Here is a 23,716-nt window from a genome sequence, read left to right as displayed (position 1 = left end):
GCGCATGGAGAGGCGGCGTGTCAACGTCCGGCTCCGGAGCCGCGTTGGTTTTCATGGCTTGTGCCAAAACCAAATACCCTATACACGGAGGATATGATGAAAAAAATCTGGTTGGTTATCGCTGTACTGCTGGCTTCCATCAACATGACATTGGCGGCAGTGAACATCAACACCGCCTCCCAGACGGAACTCGAGACACTCAAGGGGATCGGTCCGGCCAAGGCAAAGGCCATCGTTGAAGACCGTGCCAAAAACGGCCCGTTCAAAAGCGTGGATGATCTGGATCGGGTGAAAGGTTTTGGCAAAAAATCCGTGGACAAGCTGCGCAACAATCTGACCATCAGTGGTGGGAACAGCTCCGCAGCGCCAACTCCCAAGACAACTGCAAGCAAAGCCAAGCGTGTGCCAATGGGCAAGCCGGCCACTGCGCCGGCCACAAAATAAACGCCGGATTTCTATTCTCGTCCCCGCCTGCTGGAACGACCGTACGCACCTTTCTGTCTCTCGTTAAATTAGGCGGGTTGCTTTACCTGTATAAAAATGTAGACATGTCCATCCACCATACCGCATCGTTACCATGTTTATTTTTACTCTGCTGACGCAGTCATCCCGCTTCAAAACAAGTGTTCTCCAAAGCCCGAGACCGACCCCAACAGCCGGTCAGGGTTTGCTCGTTGAAGGTTCGTTGCGTAGCGAGAGCGGTCAACCACAGCCAGTGCCCTAACTGGCACTTTTCACAAGAACCGGTCACTCAAATATCTTCCCTACCAAATGACATGCTCGTAGTTGAGCGCTCAAAAGAATCCGCCTGCAACCGGCCTCCTGTTTCATAACGTATTAACCGGAGTCAGGTGCAAGAGGAAGCGGCAGATCATAGTCATGTTTCAGAATATCTTGGTGTTTATTTGCCTCGTAGCAACACGACAACCTAAACGACGGCTCTAAACGCTCAACCTGGGCTGGTATCGAACGCTATGGGAATAGCTCATATGGTTGTGTAGGTCCGACCCGAACTAGGTGCGGGCTGGGCAGTTTGACATTCAGAGATGCAATTTAGCCGACCTTGTCAGAGATGTTGGCTGTCAGTTCATGCGGAGCCGCGCCTCGAGCTCTGAGGACTCCAGGCTCTTCTCGATGGCCTCCGCAGTCGCGCGCGCCTTGGCGCAGTGACGCTGTGCGGCATCGCGCTGCCCCTGCGCAGCAAGCAGGCGGGCCAGCGCGGCCTGCGCGTCCATCTGCAGGCGCACGCGGCCGATATCCTCCGCCAGCGCCGCGGCGCGGGACAACTCTGCCTGCGCCTCCACGTAATCTTGCTCTACAAACATCGCTTCACCGCGCCAACGTCGCGCCACCGCCTCAAGTTCGCGCAGGCCGTTCGGTGTGGCGATCGCGAGCAGTTCGTCACCGTACGCGCGACAGCGGCTCGCGTCGCCCGCGGCGAGTGCAATCTCCGCCAACCCGTCAATACACCGGACCATCATATAGCGCTCCGAAGTGCGGCGCGTTTGTGCGAGCGTGGTTTGCAGCGCCGGCGTGACGTCCTTTTGCCCGAGCCGCGACCGCGCGACGGCGAGGTGTGTGTCGATCCCGGCGCGCCAGAACAGGATGCCGGTGTCGCGCCCGAGTGCGAGTCCGCGCTCCAGTTGTTCAATCGCCAGTTCGTTCAGGCCAAGGTCGAGCAGGAGATGGCCAATGAAATCGTGGGCGATGAACTGATAGCGCGTCTGCTTGAGACTCTCGAGCCAGTGCAGGGTCTTTTGCATACCGGTCCACGCCTCGCCGTAGTGGCCCATGCACGCCCGAATATGGTCGAGTCCGAGCAGCGTTGGCCCAAAATGCCACTGCAAGTCTGCGGCACGTGCGATGTCGAGTGCCGCCTCAAAGTTTGTCGTTGCGCGCGGATAGTCGCCGAGCCCCCTGGTGCCGACGCAGGCATGCCCGATCATCATCAGGTTCTCGGACTCATAGCTCTTGTCGCCGATGCCGCGGGCCAGTTCGAGCGACCGGGTGTAGCACGCGATTGCCGCCGCGGGCTCCGCGTTCGCGAAGTGCGCCTCGCCGCGGCCGTGCCAGGCCTGCACCGCGACGAGATCGGTGAAACCCGTGCGCCCGCAGATCTCGACCGCCTGCTGGTGGAATCCGATCGCCTGATCGTTCCGCCCGGTGCTCCACGCGACTGTCCCAAGGTGATAGAGGGTGTCGGCAGCGTGGCGCCCGTCGTTCATTGCGCGGGACTCGGCCAGCGCTTCGGTGAGGCACGTCGTTGCCTCTTCGTAGGCGTCGGCGCGCCGATAGGCCATGCCCAGCTGGATCAGCGCGTCACGCGTCTTTGCGCGTTCGCCGCCGGCACGCAACGCTTCAATGACGCGGCGTATGTCGGCGACGGCGCCTTGCGTCTGTCCGGCCTGCGCGCGCGCCGCCCCGCGCTGCTCGTAGATCGCAAGGCGTTGCCGCGCGTCCAGCGATTCCGGGTGCGCCTCGGACAGCGCGACCGCGCGATCCAGCCAGTGCAGGGCATCGCGCATCGCGAACAGCGTCTGCGAGTGTTCTCCAGCAAGGACAAGGTAATGGAGCGCCTTCGACCAGACGTGCGCGCGCTCGTAGTGCTCCGCAAGCTGGGCGTCGCGTTCGTGCGCTGCGTTATCGCCAATCCGTTCCAGCGCTTCAGCCACCGACTGATGCAGCAGCCTGCGCCGCGCCCCGCCGATGTCACGATAGGCCACCTCGCGCAGCTTGTCGTGACTGAAATCGTATACGCCTCCCTCGGGTTCTTCGCGCAGCAAACGCCGCTTGACGAGCGCCTCCACCGCATCGAACAGTTGCGCCTCGGGCCCGCGTGTTACATCGAGAAGCGTATCGAAGTCGAAACGCCGGCCGAGGACTGCAGCGGTATCGAGCAGCGGCCGGATCGCTTTGGGCACGTGCGCGAGCCGCACGCGCACGGCGGCACGCAACGCGTCGGGAAGCAATCCCGGTGCGCCGCTCGCGCGGGACTCCAGCTGCGTCTCGCCATCGCTCAGGGATTGCAGGATCGACATCAGGAAGAACGGATTGCCTTCGGTTTCGCGATGCAGGCGCTCGGCCAGGCCGGGTACCCCGAGGTTCGCATCGGCGAGCGCCGCGACCAGGCTCTCAGTATCGGCATAACCCAGTCGGGTGAGTGGCACACGGCGCGCACCGGTGTCGCGGCGCAAGCTCTCAACCAGCTGTGCGAACCGCTCGTCGCTGTCGACAGCTTCGTCACGATAGGCGTAGATCACAAGCACCGGGCGCTGCGCGGCGTGGCGCGCGAGATAATGCAACACTTGCGCGCTGGCGTCGTCGGCCCACTGGATATCGTCCACCATAAGTACAGCCGGGCGGCCGCCTCGCGATGCCTCGAGCAGCTGGTCCAGCGCACGGGATAAACGCGCCTGCCGCGCCTCGGGAAAATCGTTCGACAATTGCGGCAGATCCGGAAAGCGCTCGCCGATTTCGGGAATCAGGGCGGCAAGCTCAGCGAGCGACACCGGTGCCAGGGTGCGCAACGCCGCGGCCGATACACGCTCGAGCGCGCGCGTGACGAGGCCAATCACGGGCTGGTACGGCATCGCGCATTCGATTTCGTAGCAGTTCGTCGCGAGCGTCGGCAAGTCCCGGGCGTGCGCATAGCGCGTGACCTCGCGCAGCAAGCGGCTCTTGCCGATCCCCGGCTCGCCCTCGATCAGGACGGTGTACCCGGCGCCAGCGGTGAGCCGCGCGATGAGTCCGATGAGCAGGCCGTACTCGTTACTGCGCCCGACGAAGGGGGCGGCATCGCTCGCGACGCCGATGGCCGAATCGGGCGGGGGATGAATCAATGCGGCGGGTGCAACGGCGCACGCGTCGATGGCGACCGGCGTGGGGTCCAGTTGCAGGCGGTTCGTGGCGTGCAATGCGCGTGCCGCATCGAGGAAATCGCGCCGCTCCAACTCGGGTATGGCGAGTGATGCGGCGAGCCGTTCGGCGAGCCGCCGCGAAGGGCGACGCTCGTCGGCCTCGATCTTTCGGATGGTGAAACCCGAGCAGCAGACCCGCTGGGCAAGCGCCTCCTGGGTGAGATCCAGCGATTTGCGGCGGCGCCGCAACCAGTAACCAAATGAATGTGTCCGGTCCTCCATGTCGCTTGACTCTCCGTTGCATCCTGCACGCTTGAGTCTAGCAGCTTAGTCCGCGCTTTTGTCCCGCTTTTTGTCCCGCTTTGCGGGACCCCGTTCCCTCCCTCCCGGGATGAAATAGGCATGTCGACCGGCAGCACCAGGCCCGGTTCCGACGACGCGCAACAGGACCGCGTTGCTTCACCCTGACAAGTCCTGATCCACGTCACTGGGGAGCACAGCCATGTCAGCAGTCATTTCCACTTCTGTCCCCGTCATTGACCTTGCGGCCGTGAAGAACAAGCAGCACCTTGCCTGGTCGGCAGGTGACTACGCCGTCGTCGGCACCACGCTGCAGATCGTCGGCGAATCGCTTTGCGAAGCGCTCGACCTGCGTGCCGGTGAGCGCGTGCTCGACGTCGCCGCCGGCAACGGCAATGCGACACTGGCCGCCGCGCGGCGCTGGTGCGACGTCGTCTCGACCGATTACGTTCCGGCGCTGCTCGAGCGTGGGCGCACCCGGGCGAACGCCGAAGGGCTGCCGGTGCAGTTCGAGCAGGCGGACGCCGAGAATCTGCCATACCCCGACCACAGTTTCGATGTGGTGTTGTCCACCTTCGGCGTGATGTTCACGCCCGACCAGGATAAGGCCGCGGCGGAAATGGCGCGCGCCTGCAAACCCGGCGGCCGGATCGGCCTCGCGAACTGGACGCCGACCAGTTTTGTCGGCGAAATCTTCAAGACGATGGGCAACTACGTGGCTCCGGCGGCCGGCGTGAAGTCGCCCGCGCTGTGGGGCACCGAAGCGCGGCTACGCGAGCTCTTCGGCGCGCGGCTCGACTCGATCGCTATCGAGCGCAGGAACTTCGTGTTCCGCTACCACAGCGCGGCCCATTGACTGGAAGTCTTTCGCACTTTTTACGGCCCGATGCACAAGGCATTCGGGGCACTCGACGCAGCGAAGCAGGAAGCGCTGGCCGCCGACCTGGTCGCCCTGGCCGAAAAATTCAATCGCGCGGCCGATGGCACGCTGGTGGCCCCGAGTGAGTACATCGAGGTAGTCATCAAACGCAACTAGTCGACCATCGTCGGCGTTGGCCACCTATTGCTTGAAATGGATGCGGCGATAGACAGACCAGCAAAGAAAGCATCCATTGGCACACAGGAGAAACGATCATGCGAATAGTCAAAGAGGACATAGACGTCAGGATGGAGATTCCAGGTGCCGTGATCCGTCAGCGAACGGATTTCGGCGACGCAACTGGATTAGGCAAGATCAGCTGCGAGTACTTCAGTCTCTCGGCGGGCGTAGACACCACCCCGCTGTTCCAGGGACTGGAAGGCAATTTGTGCCAGTGCCCCCACTGGGGCTTCGTCTTGCGCGGCCAACTCACCACAACTGACGCGGATGGCGCACAGGAGACGGTCAACGCGAATGATCTGTTTTACTGGCCACCCGGGCACAACGTAAAGGTCGACGCAGACGCGGAGATCATCATGTTCAGCCCGCAGCGCGAGCACAGCCATGTCATCAACCACATGATTGAGAAGGTGAAAAGTTAAGCCCGGTGCCGGGAGTTGGGCGCGGGCTCCGGCGGCCCGGAGCCACGGAGCCCTACACGGGTAAGGACATGCTCGCTGCACATAAAGGCATGCACATCAGTGAGCAAGCGTACTTGGCAGCGATGGATGACATTGTCGGCGCAATGAACAAAAAACATACACTCGACGAGGGCACGAAGAATGACGTGATCGCCATTTTCTACTCGCTGAAGGGCAACATCATTCGCGTATGACAAAGCCTGACCCTGCATTCTGGAGAGACGCGCCAAAAAGCTGCGCTCCCCTCAATTTGGACCTTGGGCGAGGAAAAACAAAGGAGTCATGTTTTATAAAGAACTATAAAAGAGCTATATAGCCGACGCCGCCGGCAAGATCCGGCGGCCAGGCGGGTAACTGGGGAGAACGGCCATGGGCAAGCGCTTCGACAGCATTCTGGGCACCATCGGCAACACGCCGGTGATTCGCATCAACAAGTTGGGTCCCAAGGGCATCAACCTCTACGTCAAGGTGGAGTCCTTCAATCCGATGGGATCGGTGAAGGACCGGCTGGCCGTGGGGGTGATCGAAGACGCCGAACGCCGCGGTGAACTCAAGCCCGGGCAGACGATCGTCGAAGCCACGAGTGGCAATACCGGCATCGGCCTGGCCATGGTCTGCGCCCAGAAAGGTTATCCGCTGGTCGTCACCATGGCCGAAAACTTCAGCGTGGAGCGGCGCAAGCTGATACGATTTCTCGGCGCCAGGGTCGTGCTGACGCCGGCCGCCCAGAAGGGCTCGGGGATGATGGCGAAGGCCGAGGAGTTGGCCAAGGCGCATGGCTGGTGGCAACCGCGCCAGTTCGAGAACCCGGCCAATGTGGAGATCCACGCCCGTACCACCGCCGTGGAGATCTTGAATGACTTCGCCGATGTGTCGCTCGACTACTGGGTCACCGGTTTCGGCACCGGCGGCACGCTGAACGGCGTGTCGCGGGTGCTGAAGGAGAAGAGCCCCCATACGCAGATCATCGTCTGCGAGCCGGACAATTCGGCCATGCTGGCCAGCGGCATCGCGCAGCCAAGGCACGGCGACGGATCGCACAGCGCGAGCCATCCCCGGTTCCGGCCGCATCTGATGCAGGGCTGGTCCCCGGACTTCATCCCCCGGCTCGTGGAACAGGTCACGGCGGAAAGCCGCATTGACGGCTTTGTGCCGATCGACGGCCAGGACGCGCTGCGTTGCGCCAGGGAACTGGCGCGGCGCGAAGGCCTCTTCGTCGGCATCTCGGCGGGCGCCACGTTCTCGGGTGCGCTGCAGGTCGCCCAAGCCGCGCCGCAGGGTGCCAACATCCTGTGCATGCTGCCCGATACCGGCGAACGCTATCTTTCCACACCGCTGTTCGACGACATTGCCGTCGAGATGACCGGGGAGGAGTTCGAACTGTCGAGGTCGACGCCGGGATTCCGATTCGATGTCACTCCGGCGGCAGCGCCGGCGTCAGTGGAAGCGGCGGATGCCCTGGACGAAGCAGCCTCCAGCGAGGTCGATGCCATGTTGCGCGACCCCGACCGGCCTGTCGTCATGTTCGCATATGATGAAGTCAGGCCAGCTGTATAGCCGCCTGCAAAAACACGGTGTCACCGTCGACTCGTCCGTCAAGACCAATCCCTATGAACGTCTGCCCAAGTGGTTGCACCCATGTTGAACCGGCGTCGATCTGGTCCTCGACCCATGCCCGATTACCAATGCGCCTCCAGCCCGGTCCTCCATTCATCCACGAACTGCTGGATTGAGTCGATGAAGTCCTGATCTTGTTCGGTACGGTTGATAGTGAGATGAATAACGGTATGCTGCGGGTCAGGTAGATGTCCGGTAGTCACAGTCCATTGCAAGGCATTGGGACAGCCGGGCAACGAAAAGCGCACGCCATGACTCAAATCCTCCCGGTTCGTATGGAACGTCCCCCACACGCAATAGATTTCACCGCTCGACTTTGCGTCGCTCAGCACCTTTTCGATAGACGCACACCAGTGTGGCAATTCGCTGATAGTCAGCCGGCGCTGCAGATCAGCAGCCGAAGCGGAAATAATTGTCGTGGCAAAGAATTCCATGCGTAAATACTAATCGGAAACTGCGTAGCGCGTACCCGATAAAAAAACAGAGCGCCAAGACTTCTGAACGCTGGGGCTACGCAGTACAGCCGTGCCCGTCCCGGTAGTTTTCAAGGAAGGTGGGCGGGAATAAATACCTCGCGAAAATGACATTCATGTGATGCCGGGTAAGATTTTGAGGGCAAAAAAATACCCCATAACTCTTTGAAGCCAAGGGATCTGGATAGGATAAATAATGATATTTTCAATAGATTAAGCCACCCGCCTGGCCTACTAAAGCGGGGTTTATCAATCGCATCGTCAAAAATGACGAGGTTAGCGCACCGAAATCGACACAATACGGCCGTCGATAAGTTTTACATTCCCGCCCGGGTAGTGGCGCCGGCACGCCGTGCTTCCATCCACCTCGCTTCTTCCAGCGTCATCAGACGCAGCACGGGCAAGGTCGTATCTGGCCGCGCTACGTCAGTCTCAGACTGTGCTGCCCCGGTGGGGGGGTGATTAAAACTGGGGGCGTCAATGCGTCCGGATTCGATGTCGAATACAATCATGATGCACCTCCGTAGTGAAACCGCTCATGCCTGATATGCTGCCTGGCACCCAAATTACAAGCAATATTTGCACCTGATTAATGCCATGTCCATCCCTGCCGCCTATCTGGGCGTAATCCTGATCTGGTCCACCACCCCGCTGGCCATCCAATGGAGCGAGGTAGGAGCGGACTTCGTGTTTCCGGTACTGGTACGCATGGCCATTGGGCTGGTGGCGTGCACCATCCTGGTGCGTGCGCTGCGTATCCCGATGCCGCGTTCGCATGCCGCACTCAATGCCTATGTGGCTGCCGGCTCCGGTATTTTCGGTGCCATGCTGCTGGTGTACTGGGGGGCGCGTTATGTGCCATCGGGCCTGATTGCCGTGCTGTTTGGCCTGATTCCGCTGTTTACTGGGCTGATCGGGGTGTGGCTGGCGGATGCGGAACGCCTGACCCCGGCCAAACTGGCGGGTATTGTGCTGGGACTGGCCGGGCTAATCGTCATTTTTGGCGCGGGTGCAAAAATAAGCACGCAGGCCTTGCCCGGTATTGCGGCCATCCTCGGCGCGGTGGCGATTCAGGCAGCCAGCCTGGTGTGGGTCAAACGCACCGGGGCAGCGGTGCCGGTACTGGCGCTGACCACGGGTGCGCTGACTTTCGTGGTAGGGCTGCTGTTGCCGCTGTGGTGGGCGCTGTTTGGCCACGTGCCGCAGTGGAGCGTGCGTGCCGGGCTGTCCACGCTTTACCTGGGGATTTTCGGCTCGGTGGTGGGGTTTACCCTGTATTTTTACGTCACCAAACATCTGCAAGCCGGCCAGGTCGCGCTGATTACGCTGATTACGCCGGTGAGCGCGCTACTGCTCGGCCAATGGCTCAACGGCGAGCAACCAGGGCTCGATATCTGGCTGGGAACCGCGCTGATTCTGGTTGGACTGGGTGTGCATCAATGGCGTTTGCTGGTGTCCGCAAGGCCTTGATTAAGTAAAACCAAGCAACAATTCACCCTCACTCCATCCAAGCGGCTTTACCGGAACCAGCCTTTGCATGAGCGGTTTTAACAGCACTAATCAGGGAACCCTAAGACGGGCTTTTTTAATCCGGGCGGAACAGGCTATCATGCCCGATTGCCCGAACAAGGACAGCGCATGAGCCTCATCATCAACCCCAATGCTCCCCCTCCCCAGCCGCAGGAAAAACGCGTCACGCTCAAGACCCGCTCCGGCGAGATGGTGAGCGCGGACCTCACCCTGCAAGACGACAAAGGCCGTCAGAGCGCAGCCGAGTACATCCATCACCTGTTCCAGTCGATCCGCGAGAAACTGGGCGAAGTGGTCATCACGCAAGTGACGGAAACCGCCGACCCCGACGACGTGACCGAAAACAAACGCCGCATTCTCTATATCGCCGCGTTTCACGATTCCATGTTCGGCACCTTCAACCGCGTCACCAAACTGCCAGAGGACGAACGCAGCGAATTCGTCGAAATCTTCCTGCTGGCAGTCGCCACGCTGATACCGGGGCGCAATATTCTGGTGGATCTGGCCAAGGGCTCGATTAGCGATGGCGCAGGACTCAGCTAGCGCTTTGGCCAACCCACTGTTCACTTTTATACGATAGCGATTCCATGCACCTGCACATTCTGGGTATCTGCGGCACCTTCATGGGCGGCATCGCCGCCATCGCCCGCGCAGCCGGCCACACCGTCACCGGCTGCGATGCCAACGTCTATCCGCCCATGTCCGACCAGTTGCGCGCGCTGGGCATTGACCTGATCGAGGGCTTCGACCCTGCCCAGCTTGATCTCAAACCGGACGTGTTCGTCATCGGCAATGTGGTCACGCGCGGCAACCCGTTGATGGAAGCCATCCTCGACCAGGGCCTGGCGTACATTTCCGGTCCGCAATGGCTGGCGGAGAACGTCCTGCAGGGCAAATGGGTGCTGGCCGTCGCGGGTACCCACGGCAAAACCACCACCACCTCGATGCTGGCGTGGATACTGGAGGACGCAGGCTTGACGCCGGGCTTCCTGGTGGGCGGCATCCCGCAGAATTTCGGCATCTCCGCACGCCTCACCGAGTCGCCGTTTTTCGTCATCGAGGCAGATGAATACGACACCGCGTTTTTCGACAAGCGCTCCAAGTTCGTCCACTATCGCCCGCGCACCGCGATACTCAACAACCTGGAATTCGACCACGCCGACATCTTTCCCGACCTGCCTGCCATCGAAACCCAGTTCCACCACCTGGTGCGTACCGTGCCGGGGCAGGGGCGGATTATTGCCAACGGTAGCGAAGACAGCCTGCGCCGCGTTATTGCACGCGGCTGCTGGACCCCGGTGGAATGGCTGGGTATGGCGGACGGCTGGACCGCCAGCGGTGGCGAGGCCGGATTCGACGTGCAGTTCAACGGCAAACCTCAAGGCCGGGTTGAATGGCGCCTGATGGGTGTACATAACGTACACAACGCCATGGCTGCCATTGCCGCCGCACGTCACGCGGGGGTTTCCACGCAAGTGGCGTGCGAGGCACTGGGGCGCTTCGAAAACGTCAAACGCCGCATGGAAATGCGCGGCACCGTCAACGGTATCACCGTGTATGACGACTTCGCCCATCACCCCACCGCCATTGCCACCACCGTCGGCGGCCTGCGCCGCAAGGCAGGCGGGGCGCGCATCCTCGCCGTGCTGGAGCCGCGTTCCAACACCATGAAACTGGGGGCCATGAAAGACGCCCTGCCCGCCAGCCTGAAGGATGCGGACAAGGTGTTCTGCTACGCTGCCAATCTGGGCTGGGACGCTGATGCGGTATTTGCACCCATGGGCGAGATCGCCCAAATACACGACCAGCTTGACGCTCTGGTAACAGCGGTGGTCACCGAAGCCCGGCCCGGCGATCAAGTGCTGGTGATGAGCAACGGCGGCTTTGGCGGCATACACGAAAAGCTGCTGGCGCGCCTGGCCACGCGTTGACCGCATCGCTCTGCGTCTGTCGAAAAATACCAATCATGGACATAAGCTTCAAGTTTGGCACCCAAAAACCGATATTAAGAGTTCGATGGAATCACCCTGCGGGCCAGAACCCCGCATCACAAAAACACCGGCTAAGGGAGCAGGGCACGAGAAACCGGAAGTAGCGAGGAGAGAAGGATATGGGAAGGTTCTTGTCTGGTAGAGGCTGGCTACTGGCCTGCCTGCTGGCGCTATGGCCCATTCCGGGTGCGGCGCAGGGAACCCTGCTGATCGTGGGCGTGTTGCCGACCCTGAGTCCGCGCGTCCTGCTCAATAACTACCAACCGTTTCGCGCCTATCTGGAACAGACGCTAAAGCGCCCCGTGGAGATGGTGACGGCGACGGATTTCGCTGCCTTCCACAAGGGCACGATGGCGGGCGATTACGACATCGTGGTGACGGCCGCTCACCTGGGTCGGCTCGCCCAAATGGAAGGTGGTTATCTGCCCCTGGCGACCTACAAAGCGGCGAATCGGGCAATGCTGATGACCTCCCGGGCCGCCCCGCTCAAATCCATCCGGGATTTGCGCGGGCATGCGGTCGCCACCCTGGATCGCTTTGCCCTGATTACCGGGCAGGCCTTGTTGTGGCTGGAAACGCAGGGATTGCGGGAACGTATCGACTTCCGGCTGCTGGAGACACCCAGCCACAACAGTGCCGCCTACTCGGTACTGAGCGGAGAAAGCGCGCTGGCCATCATCTCGCCGGCGGGCTGGAAGCAGATGCCAGCGAACCTCCGGGATGGCCTCCAGGTTTTTGCCAAACTGCCTGCAATACCCGGCCTCATGTGGCTGGCCAATCCGCGCCTGGCACGTGAAGTTGCGCGCCTCAAACCGGCTCTGCTCGCTTTTTCCCCGGATTTGCCTGAAGGCAAACAATTTTTCGAAGTGACTGGCTATCAGGGCATGCGTGAAATCACGCCCGAGGAAATGAAGTCCCTCGATCCCTATACCCAATATCTTCAGCAACACCTGGGCCACTAGCCTTGTTATTGAAGATGCCGCGCGGTTTGTCACTGCGTTCCAAGCTGGTACTGCTCTCGCTGATCGTGGAAGCGGTGATGCTGACCCTGCTGGTGGTCAACAGCGTACGCCTGAGCCAGGACAGTCTGCTCGCCCAGGCGCGGGCGCGCTACACGGAGCTCAACACCCTGTTCAATGCGGCCCTCGCCGCGCCGCTATCTCAGCGGGATTACGCCACCCTGAATGAGATACTTGCCGAGAGTGAGCGCCTGGAAGGGATTGTCTATGCCGTGCTGGTCGATCGCTCCGGACATGTCGTTGCATCCGCCGGCTGGAAAAAAGGACGAACATTGCCGGTTGTCGCTCCGTCAACGAAAGTTGCCGACACCGGCGCAGGCCGGTTTGATACCAGCACGCAAATCATGCTGGCGGGCCAGGAATACGGCACACTCCACTATGGTGTTTCCACTGCATTTCTGACAGAGGCACGTGTTCACCTGGTTCGACAAAGCATGTTGATCGCGGGCGTGGAAATTCTCTTGTCGACCCTGCTGCTGGCGGGTCTGGGATTCTGGTTGACGCGTCACCTCGCCAGCCTGACCCGCGCCTCCGAAGCCTTTGCCCAAGGGCAGCTGGATATCCGTCTGCCGGTACTCAGCGATGACGAGGTCGGCTCGCTCACCCATGCCTTCAATTCCATGGCTGACGCCATAGCCGCACAGATCGGTGCGCTCAAGGGAAGCACGGCCCAGTTGCATGAAGAGCAGGCGCGCCTGGTCGCATTGCTGCACGCCATGAAACTGGGTATTTTGTTTGCCGATACGAACAACCGCATCATCTATTACAACCCTGCGTTTCAGCATATCTGGAGACTGCCCATGGGCCTGTCTTTGCATGGCAAGTTCCCCGCCGAGGCGATCATCCAGACCGGCTGTACACTGGCCGAACCGGACCAGCTCGCTGAGCTGATGGCGGAACCGGCGGGCCCCCATGAAGACCGCCAGGCCACTGAAATCCGCCTGGCCGATGGCCGGCTGGTGACCCGGCTCAGCCACCCGGTATACGACAACGCAAACAAGTTTACCGGCCACCTGTGGATGTTCGAGGATGTCACCCAGGAGCAGCAGACCGCCCAGCAACTCATCTATCTCGCCGAGCGCGACTCCCTTACCGGCTTGTTCAATCGCCACCGCCTGCGCGAGGAGATGGAAAAGCTGCTTGCTGATGCAGGGCGCACGGGCAGCCAGGGAGCGTTGCTGTTCTTCGATCTGGACGAATTCAAGTACATTAACGACACTTTCGGACACCATGCGGGCGACGCCACGTTGATCCGTGTCGCAACAGAACTTTCCGCCCTGGTGCGCCGCAACGAGGTCCTCGCCCGGCTGGGCGGCGACGAATTCGCATTGCTGATCCCCCAGGTTTCCGATCTGAAACAGGCTGAAGGTCTGGCGGACCGTGTCGTGCGGGCCATCGCCCGGCTCCCGCTCATTTTTGACGACCAGCCGCTGCGCGTCACGGTGAGCCTGGGGATCGCGCTTTATCCGCAACATGGTTCCTCTATCGAGGAGCTGATCGCCCATGCCGACACCGCCATGTACCAGGCCAAGGCATGTGGCAAGAACACCTGGCAGGTATACCGTCCCGAGCTGGATATGGGCAAGGAGATGGTCGCCCGCCTCACCTGGAATGACCGGCTGTCGCGCGCATTCGAAAAAGACCTGTTCCGGCTGCATTTCCAGGGTGTGTATCACAGCGCCGATCGCACCCTGTCGCACCTCGAGGCATTGGTACGTATCGTTGATGAGGAAAAACCGGAACAGTTGATCATGCCCGGGCTATTCATCACCATCGCCGAAAAGACCGGCAAAATCCTCGAGCTTGACCGCTGGGTGATCGGGGAGGCTGTCGCCACCCTGGCACACCATCCCAGGCTGCGCGCCCTGGCAATCAATCTTTCCGGGCGCTCCCTGGCAGACCCGTCATTGCCTCGCTACATTCAGGACACCCTGATCCGGCATGCCGTCGACCCCAGCCGTCTGCTGATAGAGATCACCGAGACTTCAGCGATCGGCGACCTGCATGACGCAGGACGTTTCATCGAAGCCGTTCATCTGACCGGCTGCTCCACCTGCCTGGACGATTTCGGTACCGGCTTCTCGTCTTTTGCTTATCTCAAATACCTCAAGGTGGACACATTGAAAATTGACGGCCTGTTCATCCGCGACCTGCCCCATGATCATGACAACCAGTTGTTCGTCAAATCCATTGCCGACGTTGCCAGGGGAATGGGCAAGGTCACCGTGGCCGAATTCGTGGAGGATGAGGCCACACTCGATCTGTTGACCCAGTTCGGGGTCGACTTCGTGCAGGGTTATTTCCTGGACCGCCCGATAGCCGATCACCCGGCTCTGCAAGGGTAATCATCGCGGGCATCGCGAAGCGGCGCACAAACGTCACAACGCCCTGGCCACAAGCTGAGCGAGAAGCCAGGCAGTCGCATCCTGAAGCAAGCGGGATGCGCAGCACGGATCAGTATGTCTTGTAGGGCAAAAATTTTCCGTTCAGCACAATCTTGACGCGGTCGCCCTTGGGGTCGGTCTCGCGCTGGATATCCATGCTGAAATCAATGGCGCTCATGATACCGTCGCCGAATTCCTCGTGGATCAGTGCCTTGATGCTGGTGCCATAGACGTTGATCAACTCATAAAAACGGTAGATCAGCGGGTCGGTGGGGATGGCGCTGGGCAGCGAACCTTTGTAGGGAACGATTTGCAGCGCGTCCACGGCTTCCGGCGGCAGTCCGAGCAGCTTGCCGATAGTGGTGGCCTGTTTCTTGTCCAGGGTCATTTGTCCCATCAGCGCGGCGGTTGTCCATTCCTTGCTCAAGCCGATTTTTTTGGCAATGTCTGCCCATTTCAGGCATTTTTTGAGCTTGGCGGCGACGATGATTGCGGTGACTTCGGTACGCTGCATGGTTTCTCCTTGTCAGGTTGTTGAGTGATTACACCAGGTGCATGGCAGGCTGTTTTTGCACACGCGGCGTTGCTATCGGATCATCATCCATTTCGCCCGGCCTGACTTCGGGCGGGTGGCGCGGGTCGCTGTCTGCGGCGGGCGCCTGCGCCATCTCGCGCGAGCGGCTCACCAGGAAATCCACCAGATGGTTGCGGATGCGGTAGTACTGTGGATCCTTGTGCACGTCGTTGCGGGTGCGGTTGCGCGGCAGCGTATTCACCACGATTTCGGCGATACGGGCGCGCGGACCGTTGGTCATCAGGATGATCTTGTCGGACAGCAGCATGGCTTCGTCCACGTCGTGGGTAATCATGAACACGGTTTGCCCGGTGGAGGCGCAGATTTTCAGCAGTTCATCCTGAATTACGCCGCGGGTCAGCGCATCAAGCGCGCCGAAGGGCTCATCCAGCAGCAGCATTTTCGGCTGGATGGAAAAGGCGCGGGCGATACCCACGCGCTGCTTCATGCCGCCGGAAAGTTCGGAGGGCTTTTTATGCTCGGCACCGGTCAAGCCTACCAGATCGATAAACTGCTGGCAGTGGCTGCGTACTTTGTCTTTTGGCCAGTCCGGCCAGCGTGACTTGACGGCGAATTCGATATTTTTCATCACCGACAGCCACGGCATCAGCGCGTGGCCCTGAAACACTACGCCGCGATCCAGGCTGGGGCCGGCCACCTCGCGCCCATCCATGATCACCACGCCGGCGCTGGGCTCATCCAGCCCGGCCAGTACGTTGAGGATGGTGGATTTGCCGCAGCCGGAGTGGCCGATGATGCAGACGAATTCGCCCTTGCCGATGCTGAAATGGATGTTCTCGAACACCACCAGCGGCGCCTGACCGCGACTGGCCGGATATACCCGGCTCAGGGCTTCAACTTTCAAAAAATCGGTTTGCATGGTCCAGACCTCAATCGTTATACGCCACCAGCCGCGACAGCCCGCCGAACATCATGTCCAGCATCATGCCCACCACGCCGATCATGAGGATGGCGAAGATGACGTTGGTGAGACTCAGGTTGTTCCACTCGTTCCACACAAAGTAGCCGATGCCGGTGCCGCCCACCAGCATTTCCGCCGCCACGATCACCAGCCAGGCAATGCCCATGGAAATGCGCATCCCGGTGAGGATGGTGGGCGCGGCAGCGGGCAGCACCACCTGGAACGCTTTGCGCAGCGCTGACACCTCCAGTGTTTTGGCGACATCGAGCCAGTCGCGCCTGACCGCGGCTACACCGTAGGCGGTGTTGATCAGCATCGGCCACAGCGAGCAGATGAAAATCACGAAAATCGCCGAAGCGGACGAGTCCTTGATGGTATAGAGTGCCAGCGGCATCCACGCCAGCGGCGAAATCGGCTTGAGCAACTGGATGTAGGGGTTGAGTGCGCGCTGCATCAGCGGCGACATGCCCACCACAAAACCCAGCGGGATGGCCACCAGCGCGGCCAGCGCAAACCCGGACAGCACCCGCGCCAGCGAATAGGCGAGCTGGATGCCGATGCCCTTGTCGTTTGGGCCGTGGTCATAGAACGGGTCCGACAGCCGTTCGCGCAGTGTGTGACCAAATTCGGCCGGTGTCGGCATCCCCGATTTCTTCACCGCACCGCCGCCCATCAGCGCCGCGTATTCGGGGTCTACATTGGCCGTGAGCGCCGCCTGCGGCAGGGTGGCGATATACCATCCCAGCAGCAAAGCGCACAGCAGCAGCACGGATATAAGCAGTGATTTGAAATTCAGCGACTTGGTCATGATCATGCCCGGCTGATCTTGAACGACTTCAGGTATTGCTCCGGTTTGGCAGGGTCGAACACCTTGCCCATGATGGTGTACCTGGCGTAGTTGCTGGCAGGGACAGGCAAGCCCATCTCTTTCAGGCGCTTGCGCGCATCGGTGGCGAGGAACACGTTTTCCGCCACTTGCCGGTAGTTCACCTCGCCCTTGAGATAACCCCAGCGCTTGAGCTGGCTCAGCATCCACACCGCCATGGACGGCCACGGGAACGGGTCGAAATCCACCCGGTCGGGCACGTTGCGCACCTTGCCCAGGCCGTCGGCGAAGCGCCCGGTCATCACCTGCTCCAGCACCGGGATGGGCTGGTTGAGGTAATTCGCCGGGGCGATGGCCTTGATGATGTCGGCGCGGTTTTCCGGTTTGTGGGCGTAGTCAGTGGCGCTGGCAATGGCGCGGAACAGCGCGGCGAAGGTATTGGGATGGGTCTTGGCGAACCCCTCCGACACGCCGAAGGCGCAGCACGGATGGCCGTCCCAGATGTCGCGCGACAGGGTGTGGATGAAGCCCACTTCCTCGTACACTGCGCGCTGGTTGAACGGTTCCGGCCCGAGGAAGCCGTCGATGTTGCCGGCGCGCAGATTGGCCACCATGTCGGGCGGCGACATGATGCGCAGTTCCACGTCCTGGTCCGGATCCAGGCCATGTTCGGCCAGGAAATAACGCAGCAGCAGATTGTGAATCGAGTAGTCGAACGGCAGGCCGAACTTGAAGCCTTTCCACTGTTTGGGATCGAGCTTGTCCTTGTGCTTCACATGCAGGGTGATGGCCTGGCCGTTGATGTTCTCGATCGCGGCCACGGCCACCGGCTGTGCCTGCGAACCCAGCCCCAGGCTGATGGCGAGCGGCATTGGCGAGAGCATGTGCGAAGCGTCGTATTCCTTGTTCATCACCTTGTCGCGCACCACGGCCCAACCCGCTGTTTTGAGCAAAGAGACATTCAAACCCTCGCGCGAGTAGAAGCCCATCGGTCCGGCCATGATGATGGGCGTGGCGCAGGTAATGGGGACGAAGCCGATTTTCAGGTCGGTTTTTTCCAGCGCGGCACGGTCTGCAGCAAGCGCCCTGGCGGCGGATAGCGGAAAGAAAGTGGAAACCGCCGCCAGCGCAGTGCCCGCGCCCACCGCGCGAATAAAGTTGCGGCGCGTCTCGTCATGCGGAAACAGTGCGCGCATCACCGTGGATTCAACCACCCGGCTGATACGGGCGTCCTCGTCCTGCCGGTGCTCGGCCTGGCTGGCGTGGCGGCCACAGCTGCAACCCTTGCCGGAGAGCTGGATATTAGGATCAAACGGATCGTCAAAACCGGACATGGATATCTCCCTGATATTGATGGCTGATGTTGGTAGCGACTGGTTAAAAGTGATGTCAGTCTCAGGCAGCCGGAAAGCCTTCTTCAATCGGCAGCGCCGGGTCGCGTGACCACTCGTTCCATGAACCGAAGTAGATTTTCACGTCATGCACACCCGCCTCTTTCAATGCCAGAAAGGTATTGGAAGCACGCGCGCCCTTGAAGCAATAAATGTAAACCCTGGAGTGCGGCTGGATGCCGACGGTCTGGCACTCCGCCAGTACTTCATCGCGCGCCTTGAACTTGACCATGCTGCCCCCGTCTGCGGGCTTCATCAGCCGATACCACTCCAGCCATCGCGCGCCGGGGATACGGCCTTTGCGCGGGCAAAAATCCGGGCCGTAAGGCGAGGAGCTGGTGGCGATCCATTCGTCTACATCACGCACGTCCAGCTTGATCACTGACGGGTCATTCAGCGCTGCCAGCATTTCGTCCTTGTCCACCATTACCGCACCCGGTGCACTGGCGAGCGGGAATTGGGCGGGCGCAGGCAGAGTGGGCTCGGTGGTGGCGGGCAGGCCGGCGCTGACCCAGGCCTGATAACCGCCGTGCAGCACTCTGGCCTTGGGGTAGCCCAGATATTTGAGCAGAAAATAACCCCGGCAAGATTGCCCAAAACCGGTGTTCATGGTGTCTTCGTAGACCACTGCGGTTTCCTTGCCGGACAAGCCTGCCGCGCCAAATGCCGCGGCGAATTTGTGCTGCATGGCTTCCAGGCCTTCGTGGTCGGTGGTGGCGAGGTAGGTAAAAATCTCGCGCAGGTTGACCGCGCCCGGAATATGTCCCCTGGCGTAAGCACCCGGATCGCGCGTGTCGATTACCACGATGGGCTCGGTGGCCATGGCTTGTTGCAATTGTGCTGGTTCGATCAAGACTTGGCCGCTCATGCTGATTCCTTTTGTGCTGGTTTGGGCATGCATCACAAGAGCAGCAAACGTGCCAGTTCGACAAATCGCCTTTCCACGCCATCTGCAGCCTATGGCCAAGATCGCCAGTACGGCGTGCGTCCGGTTTTTGCTTACATTGTGTAGACAAATTGTTATTTCTGCAGGAGCTGCACCCATGCTTGACGCCCAAACCGCCCACCGTCCGCCACCGGAAATTCTGGTGGACGAAGAATTGCTGGTGATTCGCGAAGCCTCCGCACTGATGGGAAAAAGCCCGGATCAGAACTATGTCATCCGCGAGATTTTGCATTTGCTGTCCGAGTTGCTCGGCTTGAACCGGGGACGCGTGGTGCTGCCTGACGCCGAGAGTGCAGCGTTGCATATCGCCCACGCCTATGGATTATCCAGGCAAGAGATGAAACGCGGGCGCTTCCAGCCTGGCGAGGGGATCACCGGGCGCGTGATGCAGAGCGGGCAAATGGTGATTATTCAGGATGTGGATAATGAGCCGGCGTTCCTGTTCCGCAGCGTGGCACGTGAGCATCTGCCGCACGAAACGGTGTCCTTTATTGCCATGCCCGTGGAGCAGGGCGGCCAGGTGCTCGGGGTGCTCGGCGTGCACCGGCTGCGCGACCGCCCGCGACCGCTGGCGCGCGATCTGCAAATACTGAAAATTGCCGCCACGCTGATTGCGCAGGTAATCATGCTCAACCGTCACATTCAGGAACATACCGCGCGCCTGGAGTCGGAAAACCGTGAGCTGAAATGGGCGCTGAACAAGAATCCATCGACTCCGGGCGCATTTGGCATTGTCGGCGAATCCATGCCGCTGCGCCGCGCATTAAAGCAGGTTGAACAGGTGGCACAAACCGATGCGACGGTACTGCTACTGGGCGAATCCGGCACCGGAAAGGAGCTGTTCGCACGCGCCCTGCACCTGTCCAGTGCGCGCCGCGACCATCCCTTCATCAAGGTCAACTGCGGTGCGATTCCGGAAAACCTGTTCGAATCCGAGCTGTTTGGCTATGAAAAAGGCGCGTTTACCGGCGCCACCAGCAGCCGCCCCGGTTATTTCGAGCAGGCCAACAATGGCAGCCTGTTTCTCGATGAAATTGGCGACATGCCGCTGGCGATGCAGGTCAAACTGCTGCGCGTATTGCAGGAGAACACCATCCAGCGCGTCGGCGCACGCCGCGAAACCCCGGTCAATGTTCGCATCGTCGCCGCCACCAATCAGGATTTGCAGCAACTGGTGAGCCGCGGCAAATTTCGTCTGGATTTGTTTTATCGGGTCAACGTCATCCCAGTGCGGCTGCCTTCCCTGCAGGAGCGCCCGGAAGACATCCGCCATCTGGTGCGCTATTACCTGAACCAGATCAACCAGAGCTACCAGCGCAATGTGAATATCGCCCCGGATGCGCTGGAGCGACTGGCTGCTTATAGCTGGCCGGGCAATGTGCGGCAATTGCGCAACGTGCTGGAGCGGCTGGCGCTGCTCTCCGAGAACCGGCTGATTGGTGCCGCGGAGGTGGTCGCGGTGATTGCCGGTGAAACGGTCAGCGAGCCCGTGGCGCGCCCGGTTACCACGTTTGTGACCGCAACACCGGACGGTTTGCGCCCCTACCATGCAGTGCAGGCAGCCGAGCGCGACAGCATCGTGCAGGCACTGGCGCTATGTAATGGCAACAAGTCGCGCGCGGCACAGCACATAGGCATGACCTTGCGCCAGCTGAATTATCGGATTCAGCGCCTGGGAATTGCCTGACCCGACCGCGTACAGAAAGCTGTCGTGCAAATTGTTAACAATCTGTCTACCAGCAGCACCGTTTCAATTTCCCATACTGCCTGAAATAACATTTAAAATCATTGCATTACTTAGACAAAATGGCTCTGGCATGGCGCTTGCGTAGATATCGGCGTGCCCTACAGGCCACCAATATTCGTTTAACACCAGGAGGAATAAACCATGTCCGAAGTTGCCGCACTGAAAATGACCACCACGCTGACCCCGATAGATAAAAACGGGCTCGATGGGCTGGCGCAAAAAGGCAAGGCCAATCCACAGAATGTGGTCACGCTGAAAACAAGAACGGTATGCGAGAGCAAATTCCGCAACCTCAATTTCGTGCGCAACTTGCCCGCACATGTGATTGATGAGCCGCCCCACCTGCTCGGCGATGACAGCGCACCCAATCCTTCCGAAGCAGCCCTGGCCACGCTGGGCTCGTGCCTGTCGGTCGGCCTGCACGCCAATGCCGTCGCACGTGGCATCGCACTTTCCAGGATCGAGCTGGAGCTGGAGGGTGATATCAACGTCACCGCAGTATGGGGCGTGGGCGACGTGTCGCCGGGCAAGGTGCTGGGTTTTACCGATATTCGCGTCAAGGTGCATCTCGAAGGCGATGCCAGCGACAGCGAGCTGCAATCGCTCGTCGCACATGCCAATCAGTGGTCGCCGGTGGCCAATACCCTGCGCAATCCGGTGGGCGTGACGGTGGCCCTGGCCTGATGACAGAATTTAAAAAATGCGCATGGCTGCCTGTCCCGGGCAGCCAGGTGGGAAATAAGGAGCTGTGATGCAAGTCGAAATGTTGAAATATGCGCAGGAAGCCGACGCCGGTGAATCCCTGCCCGGCATCACCGCGCTGATCCGCGACCACCTTTGCCCGCACGTGCTGGATATTGATATCAAAGGCGAATACCCGGGTGAGTTTCTGCACCGGCTCGGCGCAATCGGCGGCTTTGGCGCGATGGTCGTGCCGCAGTTCGGCGGTACGGGCAAGGGGTTGAAAAACGCGGTGCGGGTAATCGAGGACGTGTCGCGCGAATGTGTTTCCACCGGCTTTCTGGTATGGGCGCAGAATGCCTGTGCCTGGTACCTGCAAAACAGCAGCAATATTGCGATTCGTAACAGCGTGTTGCCGCAAATCGCCGGGGGCAAGGTGTTGGGCGGCACCGGCCAGTCGAATGCAATGAAAGCCTGCGTCGCCATCGAGGAAAATCGCCTCAAGGCAGTGCGCGTGAATGGCGGCTATTGCGTGAATGGCACGCTGCCGTGGGTATCCAACATCGGCGCGGACCATTATTTCCACGTCGGCATAGACGTGGCCGGCGAACCGGGGTTGATGATCGCTCTGGTGCGCGGCGACTGCCCCGGCCTGACCCTCAGCCAGAATGCGCATTTTATTGCCATGGAGGGGACCAATACCTTTGCCTGCCAGTTCAAGGATGTATTCATCGCCGACGCTGCCGTGGTATCGCATCCGAGTGAATTCGAGCGCTTTCGCACGCGCACCAAATCCGCCTTTATCCTGATGCAGATGGGCATGGGACTGGGACTGGTGGATGCCTGCGTGAGCATGATGAAGCGCTCCAATAAAACCCACGGGCACGTCAACCGTTTCCTCGATGATCAGGCCGAAGATGTCGAAGCGGCGCTGCTTGGCGCGCGCGCAGCCTGTTACCGTCTGGCGGACAAAATTGACGCCTCGCCCGACACCGGCTACGAGCGCGACACCATCGCCCTGCGCCTGCTGGGCAGCGAGCTGTCGCTCAAGGCGGCCAACTCCGCCATGCTGCATCTTGGTGCCAAGGGATATCTGGTGAGCAACGCCGCGCAGCGGCGCATGCGCGAAGCCTACTTTGTGGCCATCGTCACCCCGGCCATCAAGCATTTACGCAAAGAGTTACACGACATCGACAGCGGCTGCCGCGTATGCAGTGCATAAACGCAGCGCATGACCACGGAGCCTGAATGATCACTTTCACCGTCAACCTGGATGTGGACGCCACGACCGCCAGGCTCACCGAGGCCATCCTCGCCGCACCGATGGGGCTGGTCGCACATATCGACGGCCAGGCCAACGCCGCCAGGCGCGGCATGACGGTGCCGGCCGACCAGATTCTGGAGGTATTCCGCCCGGATTTTGCGGTGCGCGTCTGGCAGGCAGACAAACGCGCCGGGATAGACATCCCGCTGCGCATCCATGTTTACGAGGCGGACGGCAAAACCCACGTCGCCATGCGCAGCCCGGACGCGGTGTTTGCCCCCTACGGCAACCTCCGGCTGGATGGAATTGCAGCCGAGCTGCAGCCGATTTTCGGCAAAATCCTGTCCAGCCTCACCCCCTACAGGCAGGCATCATGAACGCAATGACTGAAACTGGAACGCTGACCCGCAAGTGGGTCTGCATGATCTGTGACTACGTGTACGACGAGGCACGTGGCATCCCCGATGAGGGAATTGCCCCCGGCACCCGTTTCGAAGACATCCCCGACAGCTGGGCGTGTCCGGACTGCGGCGTGACCAAGAGCGATTTTGAACTGATGCAGGAATAGCCTTTAACCCTGTATCTTGAAAAACCGGGCTTGCAAACCCCGGGTTTAAACAGGCTGCACGGTTTC

General features: G+C 60.5%; 24 protein-coding genes. 16 read left to right on the top strand and 8 right to left on the bottom strand.

Features of this window, described 5'->3' with window-relative positions; translation table 11 throughout:
- The first annotated feature begins 93 nt into the window (after positions 1 to 93).
- A complete protein-coding gene (locus GZH91_RS00365; RefSeq protein ID WP_307723862.1) occupies positions 94 to 444 on the top strand; it encodes a ComEA family DNA-binding protein in 351 nt (116 codons plus the stop codon).
- 638 nt (positions 445 to 1,082) lie between these two features.
- Here GZH91_RS00365 and GZH91_RS00360 read toward each other — a convergent pair.
- Positions 1,083 to 4,139, bottom strand: coding sequence for an ATP-binding protein (locus GZH91_RS00360; protein WP_147069654.1), 3,057 nt, complete (start codon positions 4,137 to 4,139; stop codon positions 1,083 to 1,085).
- Positions 4,140 to 4,359: 220 nt separating this feature from the next.
- Between GZH91_RS00360 and GZH91_RS00355 the strand changes: the two genes are divergently transcribed.
- The 5 genes from GZH91_RS00355 to cysK all read left to right on the top strand — a co-directional run bounded on the left by GZH91_RS00355 (position 4,360) and on the right by cysK (position 7,274).
- Positions 4,360 to 5,013: a class I SAM-dependent methyltransferase gene (locus GZH91_RS00355; protein ID WP_223264434.1), complete on the top strand. Its 654-nt coding sequence runs from the start codon at positions 4,360 to 4,362 to the stop codon at positions 5,011 to 5,013.
- Positions 5,014 to 5,043: 30 nt separating this feature from the next.
- A complete protein-coding gene (locus GZH91_RS17910) occupies positions 5,044 to 5,193 on the top strand; it encodes a hypothetical protein (RefSeq protein WP_223264433.1) in 150 nt (49 codons plus the stop codon).
- A 98-nt stretch (positions 5,194 to 5,291) separates the two neighbouring features.
- Positions 5,292 to 5,678, top strand: coding sequence for a cupin domain-containing protein (locus GZH91_RS00350; protein ID WP_147069652.1), 387 nt, complete (start codon positions 5,292 to 5,294; stop codon positions 5,676 to 5,678).
- Positions 5,679 to 5,746: 68 nt separating this feature from the next.
- Positions 5,747 to 5,911 (top strand): globin family protein, encoded by a 165-nt coding sequence (locus GZH91_RS00345; RefSeq protein WP_174861805.1) that lies wholly within the window; start codon positions 5,747 to 5,749, stop codon positions 5,909 to 5,911.
- A gap of 175 nt (positions 5,912 to 6,086) precedes the next feature.
- Positions 6,087 to 7,274, top strand: coding sequence for a cysteine synthase A (cysK, locus tag GZH91_RS00340; protein ID WP_147069650.1), 1,188 nt, complete (start codon positions 6,087 to 6,089; stop codon positions 7,272 to 7,274).
- Between the two features lie 122 nt (positions 7,275 to 7,396).
- On the opposite strand, the gene GZH91_RS00335 is transcribed toward cysK, so the two are convergent.
- Positions 7,397 to 7,768, bottom strand: a complete 372-nt coding sequence (locus GZH91_RS00335; protein ID WP_147069648.1) for a hypothetical protein — start codon at positions 7,766 to 7,768, stop codon at positions 7,397 to 7,399.
- Between the two features lie 356 nt (positions 7,769 to 8,124).
- The gene (locus GZH91_RS00330) at positions 8,125 to 8,319 is read right to left on the bottom strand and encodes a hypothetical protein (RefSeq protein WP_147069646.1); all 195 of its coding nucleotides are present in this window, start codon (positions 8,317 to 8,319) and stop codon (positions 8,125 to 8,127) included.
- Between the two features lie 85 nt (positions 8,320 to 8,404).
- Here GZH91_RS00330 and GZH91_RS00325 point away from each other — a divergent pair, with 85 nt between their 5' ends.
- From GZH91_RS00325 to GZH91_RS00305, 5 genes are all read left to right on the top strand, one after another.
- Positions 8,405 to 9,277 carry a DMT family transporter gene (locus GZH91_RS00325; RefSeq protein ID WP_147069644.1) on the top strand — a complete coding sequence of 291 codons (873 nt, stop codon included), beginning with the start codon at positions 8,405 to 8,407 and terminating at the stop codon, positions 9,275 to 9,277.
- Positions 9,278 to 9,445: 168 nt separating this feature from the next.
- Entirely contained in the window at positions 9,446 to 9,880 is a 435-nt protein-coding gene (locus GZH91_RS00320; RefSeq protein ID WP_147069642.1) for a hypothetical protein, read from the top strand.
- Positions 9,881 to 9,924: 44 nt separating this feature from the next.
- Positions 9,925 to 11,268 (top strand): UDP-N-acetylmuramate:L-alanyl-gamma-D-glutamyl-meso-diaminopimelate ligase, encoded by a 1,344-nt coding sequence (gene mpl / locus GZH91_RS00315; protein ID WP_147069640.1) that lies wholly within the window; start codon positions 9,925 to 9,927, stop codon positions 11,266 to 11,268.
- A gap of 179 nt (positions 11,269 to 11,447) precedes the next feature.
- The gene (locus GZH91_RS00310) at positions 11,448 to 12,290 is read left to right on the top strand and encodes a phosphate/phosphite/phosphonate ABC transporter substrate-binding protein (protein ID WP_147069638.1); all 843 of its coding nucleotides are present in this window, start codon (positions 11,448 to 11,450) and stop codon (positions 12,288 to 12,290) included.
- 2 nt (positions 12,291 to 12,292) lie between these two features.
- Complete coding sequence (locus tag GZH91_RS00305) at positions 12,293 to 14,692, top strand: EAL domain-containing protein (protein ID WP_232522199.1); 2,400 nt, start codon at positions 12,293 to 12,295, stop codon at positions 14,690 to 14,692.
- Between the two features lie 109 nt (positions 14,693 to 14,801).
- Here GZH91_RS00305 and cynS read toward each other — a convergent pair whose 3' ends face one another.
- The 5 genes from cynS to GZH91_RS00280 all read right to left on the bottom strand — a co-directional run bounded on the left by cynS (position 14,802) and on the right by GZH91_RS00280 (position 19,312).
- Complete coding sequence (gene cynS / locus GZH91_RS00300; protein ID WP_147069635.1) at positions 14,802 to 15,245, bottom strand: cyanase; 444 nt, start codon at positions 15,243 to 15,245, stop codon at positions 14,802 to 14,804.
- Between the two features lie 28 nt (positions 15,246 to 15,273).
- Positions 15,274 to 16,185 carry an ABC transporter ATP-binding protein gene (locus tag GZH91_RS00295; RefSeq protein ID WP_147069633.1) on the bottom strand — a complete coding sequence of 304 codons (912 nt, stop codon included), beginning with the start codon at positions 16,183 to 16,185 and terminating at the stop codon, positions 15,274 to 15,276.
- 10 nt (positions 16,186 to 16,195) lie between these two features.
- Entirely contained in the window at positions 16,196 to 17,035 is an 840-nt protein-coding gene (gene ntrB, locus GZH91_RS00290; protein WP_198415348.1) for a nitrate ABC transporter permease, read from the bottom strand.
- A gap of 2 nt (positions 17,036 to 17,037) precedes the next feature.
- Positions 17,038 to 18,387 (bottom strand): CmpA/NrtA family ABC transporter substrate-binding protein, encoded by a 1,350-nt coding sequence (locus GZH91_RS00285; protein ID WP_147069629.1) that lies wholly within the window; start codon positions 18,385 to 18,387, stop codon positions 17,038 to 17,040.
- Positions 18,388 to 18,448: 61 nt separating this feature from the next.
- Positions 18,449 to 19,312, bottom strand: coding sequence for a sulfurtransferase (locus tag GZH91_RS00280; protein ID WP_147069627.1), 864 nt, complete (start codon positions 19,310 to 19,312; stop codon positions 18,449 to 18,451).
- Positions 19,313 to 19,487: 175 nt separating this feature from the next.
- Here GZH91_RS00280 and GZH91_RS00275 point away from each other — a divergent pair, with 175 nt between their 5' ends.
- From GZH91_RS00275 to GZH91_RS00255, 5 genes are all read left to right on the top strand, one after another.
- Complete coding sequence (locus tag GZH91_RS00275) at positions 19,488 to 21,077, top strand: sigma-54-dependent Fis family transcriptional regulator (protein ID WP_147069626.1); 1,590 nt, start codon at positions 19,488 to 19,490, stop codon at positions 21,075 to 21,077.
- 201 nt (positions 21,078 to 21,278) lie between these two features.
- Positions 21,279 to 21,821, top strand: coding sequence for an OsmC family protein (locus GZH91_RS00270; RefSeq protein ID WP_147069624.1), 543 nt, complete (start codon positions 21,279 to 21,281; stop codon positions 21,819 to 21,821).
- A gap of 67 nt (positions 21,822 to 21,888) precedes the next feature.
- Positions 21,889 to 23,040 (top strand): acyl-CoA dehydrogenase family protein, encoded by a 1,152-nt coding sequence (locus tag GZH91_RS00265; RefSeq protein WP_147069621.1) that lies wholly within the window; start codon positions 21,889 to 21,891, stop codon positions 23,038 to 23,040.
- 26 nt (positions 23,041 to 23,066) lie between these two features.
- On the top strand, positions 23,067 to 23,459 hold the full coding sequence (locus tag GZH91_RS00260; protein ID WP_147069620.1) for a DUF302 domain-containing protein: 393 nt from the start codon (positions 23,067 to 23,069) through the stop codon (positions 23,457 to 23,459).
- A complete protein-coding gene (locus GZH91_RS00255; protein ID WP_443098174.1) occupies positions 23,456 to 23,650 on the top strand; it encodes a rubredoxin in 195 nt (64 codons plus the stop codon). The genes GZH91_RS00260 and GZH91_RS00255 overlap by 4 nt, the downstream gene beginning before the upstream one ends.
- Positions 23,651 to 23,716 lie beyond the last annotated feature (66 nt).

The organism is Sulfuriferula plumbiphila, from assembly GCF_009938015.1.
GTDB classification, from domain to species: domain Bacteria; phylum Pseudomonadota; class Gammaproteobacteria; order Burkholderiales; family Sulfuriferulaceae; genus Sulfuriferula; species Sulfuriferula plumbiphila.
The sequence above is the reverse complement of the archived record's forward strand: the minus strand, read 5'-3'. Positions and strand labels throughout refer to the sequence as shown.

Excerpts from the sequence above, each read along its gene's own strand:
- GZH91_RS00365 (WP_307723862.1), top strand. The coding sequence starts at position 94 with ATGATGAAAAAAATCTGGTTGGTTATCGCTGTACTGCTGGCTTCCATC.
- GZH91_RS00360 (WP_147069654.1), bottom strand. The coding sequence starts at position 4,139 with ATGGAGGACCGGACACATTCATTTGGTTACTGGTTGCGGCGCCGCCGC.
- GZH91_RS00355 (WP_223264434.1), top strand. The coding sequence starts at position 4,360 with ATGTCAGCAGTCATTTCCACTTCTGTCCCCGTCATTGACCTTGCGGCC.
- GZH91_RS17910 (WP_223264433.1), top strand. The coding sequence starts at position 5,044 with ATGCACAAGGCATTCGGGGCACTCGACGCAGCGAAGCAGGAAGCGCTG.
- GZH91_RS00350 (WP_147069652.1), top strand. The coding sequence starts at position 5,292 with ATGCGAATAGTCAAAGAGGACATAGACGTCAGGATGGAGATTCCAGGT.
- GZH91_RS00345 (WP_174861805.1), top strand. The coding sequence starts at position 5,747 with ATGCTCGCTGCACATAAAGGCATGCACATCAGTGAGCAAGCGTACTTG.
- cysK (WP_147069650.1), top strand. The coding sequence starts at position 6,087 with ATGGGCAAGCGCTTCGACAGCATTCTGGGCACCATCGGCAACACGCCG.
- GZH91_RS00335 (WP_147069648.1), bottom strand. The coding sequence starts at position 7,768 with ATGGAATTCTTTGCCACGACAATTATTTCCGCTTCGGCTGCTGATCTG.
- GZH91_RS00330 (WP_147069646.1), bottom strand. The coding sequence starts at position 8,319 with ATGATTGTATTCGACATCGAATCCGGACGCATTGACGCCCCCAGTTTT.
- GZH91_RS00325 (WP_147069644.1), top strand. The coding sequence starts at position 8,405 with ATGTCCATCCCTGCCGCCTATCTGGGCGTAATCCTGATCTGGTCCACC.
- GZH91_RS00320 (WP_147069642.1), top strand. The coding sequence starts at position 9,446 with ATGAGCCTCATCATCAACCCCAATGCTCCCCCTCCCCAGCCGCAGGAA.
- mpl (WP_147069640.1), top strand. The coding sequence starts at position 9,925 with ATGCACCTGCACATTCTGGGTATCTGCGGCACCTTCATGGGCGGCATC.
- GZH91_RS00310 (WP_147069638.1), top strand. The coding sequence starts at position 11,448 with ATGGGAAGGTTCTTGTCTGGTAGAGGCTGGCTACTGGCCTGCCTGCTG.
- cynS (WP_147069635.1), bottom strand. The coding sequence starts at position 15,245 with ATGCAGCGTACCGAAGTCACCGCAATCATCGTCGCCGCCAAGCTCAAA.
- GZH91_RS00295 (WP_147069633.1), bottom strand. The coding sequence starts at position 16,185 with ATGCAAACCGATTTTTTGAAAGTTGAAGCCCTGAGCCGGGTATATCCG.
- ntrB (WP_198415348.1), bottom strand. The coding sequence starts at position 17,035 with ATGACCAAGTCGCTGAATTTCAAATCACTGCTTATATCCGTGCTGCTG.
- GZH91_RS00285 (WP_147069629.1), bottom strand. The coding sequence starts at position 18,387 with ATGTCCGGTTTTGACGATCCGTTTGATCCTAATATCCAGCTCTCCGGC.
- GZH91_RS00280 (WP_147069627.1), bottom strand. The coding sequence starts at position 19,312 with ATGAGCGGCCAAGTCTTGATCGAACCAGCACAATTGCAACAAGCCATG.
- GZH91_RS00275 (WP_147069626.1), top strand. The coding sequence starts at position 19,488 with ATGCTTGACGCCCAAACCGCCCACCGTCCGCCACCGGAAATTCTGGTG.
- GZH91_RS00270 (WP_147069624.1), top strand. The coding sequence starts at position 21,279 with ATGTCCGAAGTTGCCGCACTGAAAATGACCACCACGCTGACCCCGATA.
- GZH91_RS00265 (WP_147069621.1), top strand. The coding sequence starts at position 21,889 with ATGCAAGTCGAAATGTTGAAATATGCGCAGGAAGCCGACGCCGGTGAA.
- GZH91_RS00260 (WP_147069620.1), top strand. The coding sequence starts at position 23,067 with ATGATCACTTTCACCGTCAACCTGGATGTGGACGCCACGACCGCCAGG.
- GZH91_RS00255 (WP_443098174.1), top strand. The coding sequence starts at position 23,456 with ATGAACGCAATGACTGAAACTGGAACGCTGACCCGCAAGTGGGTCTGC.